The 13,566-nt window shown below is 66.0% G+C and carries 12 protein-coding genes; 6 read left to right on the forward strand and 6 right to left on the reverse strand.

Annotated features, from left to right (window positions below):
* Positions 1 to 3 precede the first annotated feature (3 nt).
* The 5 genes from BFN01_RS10485 (at position 4) to BFN01_RS10505 (ending at position 4,966) form a co-directional block, all read left to right on the forward strand.
* The gene (locus BFN01_RS10485; protein ID WP_071644160.1) at positions 4 to 942 is read left to right on the forward strand and encodes a cytochrome c oxidase assembly protein; all 939 of its coding nucleotides are present in this window, start codon (positions 4 to 6) and stop codon (positions 940 to 942) included.
* A gap of 3 nt (positions 943 to 945) precedes the next feature.
* Positions 946 to 2,520 carry an apolipoprotein N-acyltransferase gene (lnt, locus tag BFN01_RS10490; protein ID WP_071644162.1) on the forward strand — a complete coding sequence of 525 codons (1,575 nt, stop codon included), beginning with the start codon at positions 946 to 948 and terminating at the stop codon, positions 2,518 to 2,520.
* A gap of 11 nt (positions 2,521 to 2,531) precedes the next feature.
* A complete protein-coding gene (gene ccsB, locus BFN01_RS10495) occupies positions 2,532 to 3,557 on the forward strand; it encodes a c-type cytochrome biogenesis protein CcsB (RefSeq protein ID WP_071644223.1) in 1,026 nt (341 codons plus the stop codon).
* 70 nt (positions 3,558 to 3,627) lie between these two features.
* Positions 3,628 to 4,530, forward strand: a complete 903-nt coding sequence (locus tag BFN01_RS10500; RefSeq protein ID WP_036317477.1) for a cytochrome c oxidase assembly protein — start codon at positions 3,628 to 3,630, stop codon at positions 4,528 to 4,530.
* 58 nt (positions 4,531 to 4,588) lie between these two features.
* Complete coding sequence (locus tag BFN01_RS10505) at positions 4,589 to 4,966, forward strand: hypothetical protein (RefSeq protein WP_071644164.1); 378 nt, start codon at positions 4,589 to 4,591, stop codon at positions 4,964 to 4,966.
* A gap of 82 nt (positions 4,967 to 5,048) precedes the next feature.
* Here the strand turns inward: BFN01_RS10505 and BFN01_RS10510 are convergent, their stop codons facing one another.
* The 6 genes from BFN01_RS10510 to BFN01_RS10535 form a co-directional block, all read right to left on the reverse strand.
* Complete coding sequence (locus tag BFN01_RS10510) at positions 5,049 to 7,322, reverse strand: cation-translocating P-type ATPase (RefSeq protein WP_071644166.1); 2,274 nt, start codon at positions 7,320 to 7,322, stop codon at positions 5,049 to 5,051.
* Complete coding sequence (locus BFN01_RS10515; RefSeq protein WP_256221123.1) at positions 7,319 to 9,250, reverse strand: cytochrome c oxidase assembly protein; 1,932 nt, start codon at positions 9,248 to 9,250, stop codon at positions 7,319 to 7,321. The genes BFN01_RS10510 and BFN01_RS10515 overlap by 4 nt, the downstream gene beginning before the upstream one ends.
* Positions 9,251 to 9,374: 124 nt before the next feature.
* Entirely contained in the window at positions 9,375 to 9,605 is a 231-nt protein-coding gene (locus BFN01_RS10520; RefSeq protein ID WP_071644170.1) for a heavy-metal-associated domain-containing protein, read from the reverse strand.
* Positions 9,606 to 9,680: 75 nt separating this feature from the next.
* Entirely contained in the window at positions 9,681 to 10,445 is a 765-nt protein-coding gene (locus BFN01_RS10525) for a M56 family metallopeptidase (RefSeq protein WP_071644172.1), read from the reverse strand.
* A 43-nt stretch (positions 10,446 to 10,488) separates the two neighbouring features.
* Positions 10,489 to 10,872 (reverse strand): BlaI/MecI/CopY family transcriptional regulator, encoded by a 384-nt coding sequence (locus BFN01_RS10530; protein ID WP_071644174.1) that lies wholly within the window; start codon positions 10,870 to 10,872, stop codon positions 10,489 to 10,491.
* 125 nt (positions 10,873 to 10,997) lie between these two features.
* Positions 10,998 to 11,609, reverse strand: coding sequence for a DUF5134 domain-containing protein (locus tag BFN01_RS10535; protein ID WP_071644176.1), 612 nt, complete (start codon positions 11,607 to 11,609; stop codon positions 10,998 to 11,000).
* Positions 11,610 to 11,671: 62 nt separating this feature from the next.
* Here BFN01_RS10535 and BFN01_RS10540 point away from each other — a divergent pair, with 62 nt between their 5' ends.
* Positions 11,672 to 13,108: a PepSY domain-containing protein gene (locus BFN01_RS10540; protein WP_071644178.1), complete on the forward strand. Its 1,437-nt coding sequence runs from the start codon at positions 11,672 to 11,674 to the stop codon at positions 13,106 to 13,108.
* Positions 13,109 to 13,566: the final 458 nt, after the last annotated feature.

A 13,566-nucleotide genomic window follows, 5' to 3' on the forward strand; every position in this document is an offset into this window, starting at 1 on the left:
GCCATGAACGACTGGATTCCCGACACACCGCCGACGCTGGAGGCGTTCCTCACGCCGATCCTGCCGCCGGTTCCGGTGCTGCCGGTGCTCGGTCTGCTCATGGCCGTGCTGTACCTGGCCGGCGCCATCCGGCTCTGGCGTCAGGGACGGCGCTGGTCGGTCGCCCGCACGGTGTGCTTCCTCCTCGGATGCATCGTCCTGGTTGCCGTGACCGGCCTGGCGGTCGAGGGGTACGGGTACCTGCTGTTCTCGGTCTTCATGTTCCAGCAGCTCACCCTGATGATGGCCATCCCACCGCTGCTCGTGCTCGGCTCCCCAGGCACACTGCTGCTGCGCGCCACCCCGCATCGCGGCCTCGGGCGAGTGATTCTCCGCCTCGCCCTGGCCGGGCTGCGCAGCCGCATCGCACGATGGGCGCTGAGCCCCTGGATCGCGATGCCGCTGTTCCTAATGTCGTTCTACGGCCTCTACCTCGGAGGTCTCGCCGACCCGATCCTGCAGACCCCTGGCGGCCATCCGCTGCTCGAGATCGCCTTCCTGGCAGCCGGCGTGCTGTTCACTATCCCGATCCTGTCCAACGACCCGCTCCCGGTGCGGATGACGTACCCCGGCCGGGCGATGGACCTGTTCGCCGAAGCAGCCCTGCACGCGTTCTTCGGCGTGTTCCTGATGATGAGCCCGACGCTGTTCGTCGAGACCTTCGCCGGCCCCACGACGGCGCTGGGCATCGACCCGCTGGACGATCAGTGGCTCGCCGGCGCCCTGGCCTGGTCCTATGGAGAAGGCCCCACCGTGGTCATGCTCCTCTACGTCATGCACCGGTGGTTCCGTGATGACACCGCCCGTGCCGCCAAAGCCGACAAGTACGCCGACGCCCACGGCGATCCCGAGCTCGACGCCTACAACGCCTATCTCGATGCCCTCCGCAAGAAGGACACCTGACCGATGCAGCTGACCCTGACACCCGCGGCCGGTGCCGTGCCCACCGCCGACGTCTTTTCCCCGTCGAGAGGGCTGCCGCTCTGGGCAGCGATCCCCGCCGCGGTCATCGGAGGGCTCGCGCTGAGCCTGGCCTCGCCGCCGATGGGGTGGTGGCCGCTGGCTCTGCTTGGCGTGACCCTGGCGTTGATCACCCTCGTCGGCCAGAGCATCGGCGGTGCAGCGCTGGTCGGCGCCGCCTTCGGGGGAGTGTTCTTCTTCACCCATCTGATCTGGGTGGGAACGTTTCTTGGTCCTGTTCCGTGGATTGCTCTCGCCGGTCTGGAGACGATCCTGTTCAGCATCGGTGCCGTCCTGATCGCTCTCGCCTACCGGTGGGCGGCACGACTCCCACATCGGGGTGCAGCGCAGCTGGTCGGGACCCCCCTACTAGTTGGCGGCCTGTGGGCGGGCAGGGAAGTCGTTCTCGGTTCGTGGCCGTACTCTGGGTTTCCCTGGGCACGCATCGGGATGACGCTCGTCGAGAGCCCGATGGCGGAAGTCGCCTCCTGGACGGGCGTGACAGGGCTCTCTTTCCTGCTCGTCGCGATGTGCGCCGGCGTCGTGCAGTGGGCGCGCGCCGGCGGTCTCAGATTCCTGCGCGGCACCCTTCCGGCCGCCGCTCTCATGGCTCTCCTGCTCCTCGCCCCGCAGTTCCCGACCTCGCCCGCGGGCACGTTCGAGGTCGGGTGGGTGCAAGGAAACGGCCCGGCGGCATACTTCGACACCCGAGAACCTGGTGACGTGCTCGCCGCACAGGCGGAGGCGACCGCTCCGCTGCTCGGACAACCGATGGATCTGCTTGCCTGGCCCGAAGGGGGAGTGGACGTCGATCCCCTTGCCGATACTGCCACCGCTGCCACGCTCGACCGCATCGTCCGCGAAGCCGACGCCCCGCTACTGATGAACGCTGCGACAGCGTGGGGAGGAGACGTGTTCAACTCGTCCCTCCTCTGGACCGCGCAGCCTGATAAACGCCAGCGGCACGACAAGATCAATCCTGTCCCGTTCGGGGAGTACGTGCCCGATCGCTGGCTGTACGAGATGATCGTCCCGGACCTTGTCGGGCTGATCCAGCGTGAGTACACGCCGGGCTCACTTCCGCCCCTGGTCACTGTCGATGATGTCGGGGTCGGGCTGGCGATCTGCTTCGACGTGATCTACGACCAGGTCATCTGGGACGGCGCACGCGAGGGTGCGCAGCTGTACGTCTTTCAGACCAATAACGCCGACTTCCGCGGCACTGCCGAGAACCGGCAGCAGCTCGCCTTCGCCCGCATGCGCGCGATCGAGACCGGCCGTGCCGTCGTCAATGTCTCCACGACCGGCACCAGCCAGGTGATTGCCCCCGACGGGAAAACTATCGCCACCATCCCCATCGACACCGCTGCCGCCGCGATCACCACCATCCCCCTGCGCACCGGCCTCACCCCTGCCACGATTCTCGGCCCCTGGATCAGTGTGCTGGTCCCGCTCGGGGCTCTCGGAGCCTTAACCGCGCTCGGGATCCTCCACCGCTTCCGCAACCGCTCGTCCGTATGAAGGAGCTCACCATGCCCGGAACAGAAACGCTCTCCCTCGATGGCGTCTCATTGCTGCTAGTGTGGACGGCCATCGCCACCTACGTACTGGCGTTCGTCGCCTACACCGTCGATCTCGCCCAGCGCTCCGCACGCACGACCTCGGCCCGGGAGCGTCAGCGCACACCGGTCCTCATCGGCACCGCCGACCCAGCAAACCGCGGCGCTCCGCTCGCCGCCGACCGTGCGCAGCCGGACGACATCTACGCTCCCCCTTCTCAGCGTCCCCGCCTGCTGTGGGCGAGGATCGGCACGGCGCTCACGGTGCTCGCCTTCCTCTTCCAGCTCGGCGGGACCATCGCCCGCGGCATCGCCGCAGAGCGAGTTCCCTGGGCGAACATGTACGAGTTCGCTCTCACTGGGACGGTCCTGATCGTCGCGGTCTATCTGTTCGCTCTCCGCTGGTACGACCTGCGATTCCTCGGTGCGTTCCTGGTGGGCATGATCGTGCTGCTGCTGGGCGGTGCCACGCTCAGCTTCTACGTCGAAGTCGTCCCGCTGATGGACCCGCTCAAGAGCATCTGGCTCGTCATCCACGTCTTCGTTGCCTCCCTCGCCACCGCCTTGTTCGCCCTGGCCTGCGGTCTCTCCGCTACGCAGCTGCTGCAATCCCGCCGTGAACGCCGCGCGAGTATTTCCCCTGAATCCGCAGGGCGACGCAGCGGGTTCCTGCGTACCCTGCCCTCCGGCGAAGTTCTCGAAACGCTCGCCTACCGGTTCGTGATCGTCGGCTTCATGTTCTGGACCTTCACTCTGATCGCCGGAGCGATCTGGGCGAACGACTCCTGGGGGCGTTACTGGGGCTTCGACACCAAGGAGGTCTGGACGTTCGTGATCTGGGTGCTGTACGCCGGTTACATCCACGCCCGTGCCACTCGCGGCTGGCGCGGCAACCGCTCGGCCTGGCTGTGCATCATCGGATTTGCCGCCGTGCTGTTCAACTTCACCGTCGTCAACGTGTACTTCCCCGGCCTGCACTCCTACTCCGGCCTCACCTGACCCCGCTCCGGCACCACCACCGCGGCCGAAGTCGCCGACGTTTGATCGCCTCGATGAAGGGAAATTCGCTATGCCGCCGATCGACCAGTGGGTCACGTTCGAACCCCTCACCGGCTCACCCGTCGGCATCGCCGCTCTGCTGTTCGCGGCACTGTATCTGCGAGGAGCGATCTGGATGTGGCGAAACAGGCGCCGTTGGGCGATCGCCCGCACAGCATCGTTCCTGATCGGGTGCGCCCTGATCTTCGCTATCACGATGTTCGGTGTGAACCGTCTCGCGACGGAATCCATCACAGCGCTGGTGTTCCAGCAGATCACCCTGCTGACCGTCGTTCCGCCGCTCCTCATCGCAGGGTCACCCGGGCTGCTGCTCCTGCGCAGCACACCGCACACCGGCCTCGGGCGTCTCGTGCTCCGTGCCGCGCACGGGGGACTGCGCTCACGATTCTGGAGCGCCGCACTGCACCCTGTGGTCGCCATCGTTATTGCGATACTGCTGTACCCGGTCCTCTACCTGACCGACGCGATCAGCGTCATCATGCGCATCCCCTTCGGCCAGGACGCCTTGCTCTTCGTCATCCTCGTCCTCGGCATCGTCTCGGCAACACCGCTATGGTCCTCCGATCCGCTACCGCGCCAACCCTCCTTCGCCGCACGATTCGTCGATATCGCCGTCGAGATCCAGATCCACGCCATTTTCGGCCTGATCCTGCTCCGTACCGCCACACCGCTGTTCAGCGCATACGCCACCCCCACAGGCAGCCATGACCCCGTCATCGACCAGGCGATCGCCGGCACGCTGGTATGGACCTACGCGGAGCTGCCGATGTTCGTAGTGCTCATCGTCTGCCTGTCCCGCTGGCGAGCCCGCGACGTGCGCACCTCGAGACAGCGACAGAAAGCCGAGGACGCCGAACTCGACTCTTACAACGAGTACCTCGCCAGCCTCTCCCGAAGACGGAACGAGAGCTAGCTTCCTGCGCGTCGCAACACTCCCTCATCCCCGCTCTCGCACCCACCTCTGGAGGAAAATGCCCCGTACAACGCTCACATTTGGCGGCCTGCTCATTGCCGTCGGAATCATCTCCTACGCCGTGACCGGCTTCATCAGCTGGACGGCGCTGATCCCCGCCTTCCTCGGATTGCTCATCGCGATCTGCGGGCTCATCGCGCTCAAGAACACTACGATCGGGCTCTCGATCGCACTCGTGATATCGGTCCTCGGAGTCCTCGGAACCAGCATGAACGTACTGAAAGTCGGCGAGCTCATCTCCGGCCAAGCCGAGCGCCCGCTGGCCATTGTGGCCAGCACCGTGACGTTCGTCCTGCTCATCGTCTACATCGTCACCGGTGTCCGATTGTTCCTCACCGCACGACGAGGGGACAATGCGGAGGCAACGACTGCCTGAGCACCGCTAGACCCTACTTTCGAAACAGCACCGATCTCTCCGGGTATATCGCGACGATCTCGAGTCCGTCGACAGTCCCCGTTCAGCGGACAGACCCAGTCTCGGTGCTGCGGACGCGTTGGATGCGGAGGCTGTTGTAGACGACGAGGACGGAGGACAAAGACATTGCGGCGGCGGCGATGAGGGGGTTGAGGAGGCCGGCTGCGGCGATGGGGATCGCGGCGATGTTGTATCCGAAGGCCCAGCCGAGGTTGGTGCGGATCGTGCGGAGTGTCTTGCGGGAGATCGTGATCGCGTCGGGGATGACGTGGAGGTCGTCGCGGACGAGGATGATGTCGGCGGCCTTGAGGGCGATGTCCGTGCCGGAGACGAGCGCGAGCCCGAGGTCGGCGGTGGCGAGGGCGACGGCGTCGTTGATGCCATCACCGACCATGGCCACCTTCTCCCCGGCTGCTTGGAGCTCGCGGACGACGTCGGCTTTCTGCGCGGGGGCGACGCCGGCGTGGACGCGTTCGATGCCGAGCTCGGAGGCGATGCGGGCGCCGGCGGCGGGGCTGTCTCCGGTGAGGAGAACGGTGGTGAGGTTCTGCGCGTGGAGCGCTCTGATGGCGTCGGCGGCGCCGGGTTTGATGGTGTCGGCCAGGGCGAGCAGGCCGATCAGGTGCCCGTCGCGGGCGACGAGCGCGACGGTGTGTCCTTGCTCGTGCGCGTCCGCGAGTGCGAGGTCGGCGGGGGTGAGGTCGATGTCGTGTTCGCGGAGCAGGTCGGCGTTTCCGACGAGGAGGGTGCTCCCTGCGATGCGGGCGGCGGCGCCGAGGCCGGGGAGCGCGGTGAACTCCTCGAGCGGGTGCAGGTCGGTGATGTGGTTGCGAGCGGCTTCCTGGATGGCGCGGGCGATCGCATGCTCGGAGCCTTGCTCGACGGATGCGGCCAGGCGCCAGAGCTCATGCTCTTCGATGCCGTAGGCGGTCGCGGTCTCGACGGTCATGCGGCCGGTGGTGAGGGTGCCGGTCTTGTCGAGGACGACGGTGGTGATGGTGCCGGAGGCTTCGAGGGCGTCGTGGCCTTTGATGAGGATGCCGAGGGTCGCGGCCCTGCCGATGCCGACCATGAGCGCTGTGGGGGTCGCGAGCCCGAGGGCGCAGGGGCAGGCGATGATGAGGACGCTGATCCCGATGCCAAATGCCTGCGCGAACGGGGTTCCGGTGAGCGCCCATGCGGCGGTGACGATGATCGCGAGGGTGATGACGGCGGGGACGAACCAGGTGACGATGCGGTCGACGAGGTTCTGGACGCGCGCTTTACGTGCCTGTGCCTGTTCGGTGAGGGCGGCCATCTGCGCCAGTTGCGTGTTGGCGCCGACCGAGATCGTGGTCACTTCGAGGCGGCCGTCGGTGCTGATCGTGCCGCCGGTCACGGGTGCGCCGGGGCCGACGGGAACGGGGACGGGTTCTCCGGTCATCATGCTCGCGTCGACGGCGGCCGTGCCCGCGCGGACGGTGCCGTCGGCGGGGATGGTCTCTCCGGGGAGGACGATGAAGGTGTCGCCGACGCGGAGCGTGGTGGCGGGTTCGATCGTCTCGACGCCGTCGCGGACGACCCGGACGTGGGTGGCGGCGAGAGCGTTGAGGGCGCCGAGCACGTCTCCGGCTTTGCGGCGGGAGCGGGTTTCGAAGTAGCGGCCGGCGAGCTGGAAGGTCGTCATCCCGGCAGCGACGTCGAGATAGATCGAGTCGGCTCCTGCGGGGGTGACGCCGAATCCGAGCCAGTAGCCGGCGGCTTCCGTGGTTCCGAACCCGAGCAGCAGGGTCAGGATCGCCCAACCGAAGGAGGCGGCGATGCCGAGGGAGACGAGGGTGTCCATGCTGACCGCGCCGTGGCGGAGGTTGCGGAGCGTGGCCCGGTGGAACGGCCATGCGGCCCAGGTCACGATCGGCAGCGCCATCAACACACACACCCATTCCCAGCCGGGGAACCGCCACCCGGGCACGAGGGCGAGGACGATGGTGATGTCCATCAGCGGCACGGTGAGCAGCGCAGAGACCGCCAGGCGGCGGCGCAGGGAGGAGATCCGCACCTCGGTGGCGCGCGCGGACCAGGCATCGCCGCTGCCATCACGCAGGTGCGCACCGTATCCGGCGTTCTCGACCTGACGAATCGCCGTGGGCACCTCGCTGTCGGGAAGCCCCGTGATGATGGCGCGTTCGGTGGCGTAGTTGACGCTCGCTGTCACGCCGTCGAGCTTGTTCAGGGCTCGTTCGACGCGTCCGGCGCACGCGGCGCAGGTCATGCCTGAGACGTCGAGTTCGACAGGCGCAGCCGACGTTCGTCTGGCTCTGGTGTCAGAGATCGTCATGGTAGTGGCTCCTCCTGGGTCGCCGGTCTCGGGCCGGGACGAGATGCCTCGCGTTCGGTGAGCTGGTTGAGCATCCGGTTGTAGGCATCGAATTCATCATCCCGTCCGGTGTCGAGGTGGCGATCTTTTCGACGGGCTTCGCGGGCGTCCTGGCGGCTCCATTGGATGGCGAGGGTGACGATGACGATCATCAGCGGGATTTCTCCGCCCGCCCAGGCGACACCCCCGCCGAGATACTGCTGCGCCTGCAGGTCAGCCCAGGGAAGGTCGAGTCGCAGATAGAAGTCTTCGGCGATGATCTCGGGGGTGGTCATCAGGATTACTCCGAAGAAGGCGTGGAACGGCATCGCCGCGAGAACGTAACCGAGTTTGCCGATGTGCGGCAGGGGTCGTGGGGGGCGGTCGACGCCGATGATGAGGCTGTAGTAGAGGTAGCCGACGATGAGGAAGTGCAGGTTCATGAGCTGATGCGCCCAATGGAACCGCATGTACTCGCCGAAGATCCCCGTGAAGTACAGGCCATAGTATGAGCCGACGAAGAGGATGAAGACGATCAGCGGGTTGTAGAGGAAGCGCAGCACCCGCCAGTGCAGCACCCAGGTGATCCAGTCGTGCAGACCTGCCGGCCTGTTCCGGTCGGAGCGGCTCGCGCGCAGCAGCAGGGTGACGACGCCGCCGAGGACGAGGAGTCCGGGGGCGAGCATGTTCAACGACATGTGCACGATCATGTGCACCCCGAAATCGGGGGCGGAGTACTTCCCGAACCCGGAACTGGTCGCCACGATTACCACGGCCCATCCGGCCAGCCAGGCGGTCGTTCGTCCGATGGGCCACGTGTCTCCACGACGGTGCAGCGTACGCACCGCGACCAGGTAGACGGTGATCGCCGCGGCCGCGATGCCGAGGAAGAGGAGGTTGGGTCGCCACTGTCCGAACAGCACCAGTAGGGTCGGCGCGTCGGGCACCTCGAAGCCCATGAAGACCTGCTCGATACTTGTCGGCACGAAGTACTGCGGCGGGGGCTGCCGAGTCATCGCCACTCCTGTGCCGATCCACCCGGCCACCGCCACACCGCACACGGTCAGAAGAACTGTGAGGGCGCCGGCGCGCATTCGGCCGCGTCGGGCTTGCCACCATCCGTATGACATGGCCCCGGTGAGGACAGCCAAGCACGCACCACCGGACAGAATCAGCCATCCCGTCACCGAACCGGTGACGGGAGAACCGGCGAGCTTGAACACTCCGATAACCGCATCGCTGACGATGATCAGCGGCAGCGCGATGATTCCGAGCAGGAACAGGCGACGCAGCGTTTCCGGGGGTACGAAGCGCCCGGAAGCGACACGCAGGCCGGAGACACAGACTGCGCCGAAGAACGCGTACACCGCGACGGTCTGGAAGACCGCGGCATCGCCGCCGAAGTCGTGGTCAGGGCCGACCAGAACCTGCCCGGTGACCACCGGCGCAAGAATTCCGATCGCGGATACCCACAGCGGGATGAGCAACCCTGTCCATCGGTCCGCGAAGTACGACGCGAACAAGACGATCAGCGCCGCCATGAGGCTGATCGTCCAAGCTTTCGGCGCATCGCTGGCGTCCCATAAGAAAGGGAGGGCGTAGCTGATGCTGAGCCGCTCCAGCGGGGCGCCGTTGGCGTCGAGTGCTTCAAAGATCACCAGCGCCCCCGCGCAGAGCGCCCAGGCGCCGGATGCGATCCGCAAGACTCTGATCTCGAACCCCTGCGAAAGATACTGTGCTCGCTGAGCGGGGGCGTCGCGCAGGAACAACAGGTGTACGATCGCGCCGACGCTGACCAGGCTCGCAGCATGTGCCGCAACGAGCAGAACCGTGGTGATTACGGCGACGTCAACCCCTGGGTAGCTGACGAAGATCTTCCGGTACGGTGCCTCCCCGAGCAGCACGGCCACCGTGACCGGGAAAGCAATCCCCAGGACAGAGAACCCCAGGGTGAGGGACGTGATGGCGCTGCCCCGAACACTCCGGACAGACGTTCTTTTCGTCTTGTGCGGGTCGATTGCAGCGGGAGATGGTTCAGTCATTCTGCGACAGGGATGGCCAAGAACTCACTGCGTAGCCGGCTTCCTCGACCGCGCGTTCGACATCGGCGCGGTCGACTCGCGCCGACGTCGTAATCAAGACGCGTCCGGACACAGCATCAACGTGGGCGCCGAGAACGGTCGGCAGCGCGGTCAGCTCCGCTGTGACGGCGCGTTCGCAGTGCTCGCACGTCATCCCGTTCACCCAGAACTCGAACTCGGCCATGACTGCTCCTCCTGATGCCGGACCACGCCATTAACTCTACATCGTGTCGTAGATGTGAGTGGTGGCGGGGACGGGTTAGGCACGTGCGAGGGCGGCGCGGCGACTGCGGGGTGTCTTCCAGCGGCGGAGGGTGAGTCGGTCGGCGCGAAGTTCGAGACCGGGATCGCCTGTGGTGCGTCCCATGGTCGCGAGGGCGTTCGCGAGATGGACGGCGCCGGCGCGGCGGGCGGCGGCATCGTCTGCGATGAGTTCGATCAGCAGTAGTGTGGCTCGTTTCAGCGCTCGTCCGGCTGGGAAGCGCTTGGGGAGGCAGAGGGCGTTGATCTCAGCGATCCGCACGGCCCACCCGTGGTGCTGGCGCAGATGAGCGCGCTCATGCTCGATCACCGCGCGAAGCTGCGGGCCGCTCAGCAGTTCCTTGAGGGCCGTGGAGAGGAAGATCTCCGGTGCCCCCGAAGGCACGGCGCATGCGACAGGCTCCTCAGACTCGAACCAGACGAGGGTGACCCCGTCCGAGTCCTCACGGGACACCGCGACAGGTGCGAGGCGTCCGACCGCTTCCCGCCAGGAATCGGCGAGGGGCTCCGCGGATGCGGAGACCAAGACGATCACCGCCGCGAATACTCCAAGGCTTAGCCAGCCCGCGATCGTCAAGAGCAGGCCTTCGGCGGGGCCGTGCACTTCGACAGCCTCGACGCAGCACATCAGCGCAGTCGTGGCAGAGGCGACCGCGCATCCGATGCCGGCGAAGAGGGCACTGAACCACAGCGTCAGGGCGGTGCGCGGATGGTGCACCTGCCACCTGCCGGCGGTCAGCACGAGCGGTGCGAACAGGAGCATCAGCGCTGCTGCTGCAAGGAAGGAGCCCGTGGCGATCACGTGATCACCTGCGCTTGCGCGAGGTCTTGCCGGTGATCGCGCTGCGGAGCAGGTCGAGGTCCTCCTCGGCGAGGTGTCCGGCGAACTGCAACAGTGCTGCCTGCCGGTCGCCGGCTCCGTCCAGGGCGCTCATCATGGACCGTCCGACATGCTCGTCGCCACTGCGCGCCGCATGGAAGCGGACCTTGCGTGGGGAGTCTCCTGATCGGACGACATCACCCTTCTTCTGCAACCGCTCCAGGGCCGTCATCAACGTCGTATACGCCGGGACGTGACCGGTGAACACGGCCTGGATCTCGCGTGCACTCAAAGGCTCGGATGCCTCCCAGAGGATGCGCATGACCTCGCCTTCGAGTTCCCCGCGTTCACGCGTGCGCTCACCTGCCATATGACACCTCCACCGTTTAGCCTACCCAGAGTCGAATCCTCGTGACTTCGAAGAGTACGCTCGCAACTCTCACATCAACGCGCGCTGCTACCGCTCCCTCGACACACCGCTGGCGAGACAGGCATTCAGAGGTTCATCAGCCAGAGCATGAGCCCCATGCCCGCAGCCATCAGAACGTGACACAGCACGTGCATCCGATGCCCTCGGATCGCGACCGCGCGATACAGCCACCACAGTGCCCCCATGGCGCACGTGACGATGAAGGCCGCGTTGACGACATCGGCCCACACGGGAGTCGCCATCAGCCCCATCTCGTCACTGCCACCGTGGTGCCCGGCATGCGCCGACCCTCCGTCGCCGCCCATGTCTATCCCCGCCATCAGGAGCGGCATCGCTGCGAGCATCCAGATCATCGCCGCATTCAGCACGATGTGCCCGACCAGATCCACGCGATGCGGAAAGCCGTGGGCCCGGGTCAGCGCGGGCACGAGCGCGAGGGCGAAGATCGCGAACAGGGCGATCTGTGCCCACGTCACCGCATCCAGCACCGTGACCCAGGTCATGAGGATCATCGCGGCGCTCATCACGGCATGGTTGATGTCGATCAGCTCCTCATCCGCCAGGCCCTCCGTGCGTGCGGGGCGTCTGATGCGCCGTGCGATGAGGTCGCCGAGGCAGATGAGGCCGGTGGTGAGGAAGGTGGCGGTGAGGATGAGGTCCCAGGGTGATGCGATCACGCCATCAGCTTACTACTACAATATGTAGAGTTAAATCGTTTGCTGTTCCGAGAGGCCTCCTGATGACCGTCGTCCACACCGACACCGCAGGCACGTTGCCTCGCACTGCGCCGCCACCGAAACGACGCAAGACGAACTGGTACGGCGCGTTCTGGCGCTGGCACTTCTACGGCTCGTTGATCGTCATCCCGGTTCTGTTCGTCCTCGCTGTGACCGGCATGACCTACATGTTCCGTGCGGAAGTGGATGCCTTCACCCACCCCGGAGTCCTCACGGTGGCCGTGCCCGAGGATGCGGAACGGCAGGAGCTGTCCGCGCAGGAAGACGCCGTCCGCGATGCATTCCCGGACCGGCCGATCCTCTCTGTCGTCGATCAGACCGGTGATCGGGCGACGGTGTTCGTCACTGCCCGGGAAGACGGCGCCAATTCGAACGTCTACGTCGATCCGTATACGGCGGTGGTGACCGGGGAGCTCACCGCGGACCAGTTGATCTCGGATTGGGCGGAGCGCATCCACGGCGACCTGCTGATCGGCGAGGAGGGCATCGGCGACCGTGTCGTCGAGCTCGGCGGCAGCTGGGCGATCGTGCTCACCATCACCGGGTTCATCATCTTCTTCCTCGGACGCCGACCCCGCAAAGCCTCACAGGACAGGAAGATGAAAGGGGCACGCCTGCGCGGATGGCATGCGATCGTCGGCCTCCCGGTGGGTCTGGGCATCCTCATGCTCGTCGTCTCCGGCCTACCCTGGACCGGCGTATGGGGATCGGTCGCACAGCAGATCGCCTCAGACAACGGCTCGTCCCTGTGGGGCGAAGACCCGGGCGCAGAATCCACGATCGACGAGCTCATCGAAAGCACCAGCGGCACCAACGCCGAAGCCGGCTGGGCCATCGGCAACGGCCCGACCGGCACCAGCACGAGCACCGGCACGACACCGATCTCCATCGACGACGCCGTCGCCGCTGCCCGTGCCGAGGGAGCCCCCGAACCGTACTCGGTCATCTACCCCGACGGGGAGACAGGTGTGTTCAGCGTCATGTCGAGCCAGTGGAACGACAACGGCAACCCCGCCGAATCCGAGGTAAGCCTCGAACGCACCATCCACATCGATCAGTACAGCGGAGAGATCGTCGGGACCTACGGATACGACGACTACAGCATTACCGCGCAGGTCGTCTCACAAGGCATCGCCGTCCACGAGGGACGCCGCCTCGGTGTGGTCAACACGATCCTGTCGACCCTGTTCTGCCTCGCCGTGATGTTCATGTGCGTCTCCGCACCGATCATGTGGTGGACCAGGCGCGGCACCGCATCCGGCATGGCCGCCCCCCGCGCAAAGCTACCGATCTGGGGGAACTGGCTGCTCGTCGTCGTGATGATCGGCCTCGGGATCTTCCTGCCCCTGTTCGGCCTATCCCTCATCGTCATCCTCGCGCTCGACCAGCTGCTGATCCGCCGCATGCCCCGGATGAAGAAGTTCTTCGGCAGCGTCTGAGCCGCGGGACCCGCGAGGAGTCCCCACAGCGCTAATACGGATGCGGCGCGCCAGAGTGAGGAACCTCACCGGTGCCTACGATGGGCAACCCGGGGCAGTTCTCTGCTGCCGCGCAGCGGCGGGGGAGTGAGACTACGTGATGTCAATGACGGACGGTGCGTCTTCTGTTGAGCAGCCCTGCTGCGGCGGTGAGAGCGCGAACGCGTAACTCTTGACCGGTTGCGAGTAACGCATAGTGGCCTACTTAGAGTTTCCTCGCCAGCGGCTACGCACCCACGCGCCGATTTTTCGAAACCGGTATGTCACATCGTCCCACTCTTCGGCGAGAGAAGGCGATTCTTCCTCTTCCTGTCGTTGGGGAGCTCCTATTGCGATGAGAAAGATGATCACCAAGAGAGCAGTGGGCAACGCCAGCGCTCCTATCCACCATCCGATCTCCATGAGCATTCCGTCAGCTA

This window comes from Microbacterium sp. AR7-10 (assembly GCF_001878835.1).
In the GTDB taxonomy this organism is placed as follows: domain Bacteria; phylum Actinomycetota; class Actinomycetes; order Actinomycetales; family Microbacteriaceae; genus Microbacterium; species Microbacterium commune.

What these genes read in the sequence shown, in the direction of transcription:
- ccsB (WP_071644223.1), top strand. Translation starts at nt 2,532, where the DNA reads ATGCCCGGAACAGAAACGCTCTCCCTCGATGGCGTCTCATTGCTGCTA.
- BFN01_RS10540 (WP_071644178.1), top strand. Translation starts at nt 11,672, where the DNA reads ATGACCGTCGTCCACACCGACACCGCAGGCACGTTGCCTCGCACTGCG.
- BFN01_RS10510 (WP_071644166.1), bottom strand. Translation starts at nt 7,322, where the DNA reads ATGACGATCTCTGACACCAGAGCCAGACGAACGTCGGCTGCGCCTGTC.
- BFN01_RS10530 (WP_071644174.1), bottom strand. Translation starts at nt 10,872, where the DNA reads ATGGCAGGTGAGCGCACGCGTGAACGCGGGGAACTCGAAGGCGAGGTC.
- BFN01_RS10500 (WP_036317477.1), top strand. Translation starts at nt 3,628, where the DNA reads ATGCCGCCGATCGACCAGTGGGTCACGTTCGAACCCCTCACCGGCTCA.
- lnt (WP_071644162.1), top strand. Translation starts at nt 946, where the DNA reads ATGCAGCTGACCCTGACACCCGCGGCCGGTGCCGTGCCCACCGCCGAC.
- BFN01_RS10520 (WP_071644170.1), bottom strand. Translation starts at nt 9,605, where the DNA reads ATGGCCGAGTTCGAGTTCTGGGTGAACGGGATGACGTGCGAGCACTGC.
- BFN01_RS10505 (WP_071644164.1), top strand. Translation starts at nt 4,589, where the DNA reads ATGCCCCGTACAACGCTCACATTTGGCGGCCTGCTCATTGCCGTCGGA.
- BFN01_RS10485 (WP_071644160.1), top strand. Translation starts at nt 4, where the DNA reads ATGAACGACTGGATTCCCGACACACCGCCGACGCTGGAGGCGTTCCTC.
- BFN01_RS10525 (WP_071644172.1), bottom strand. Translation starts at nt 10,445, where the DNA reads ATGCTCCTGTTCGCACCGCTCGTGCTGACCGCCGGCAGGTGGCAGGTG.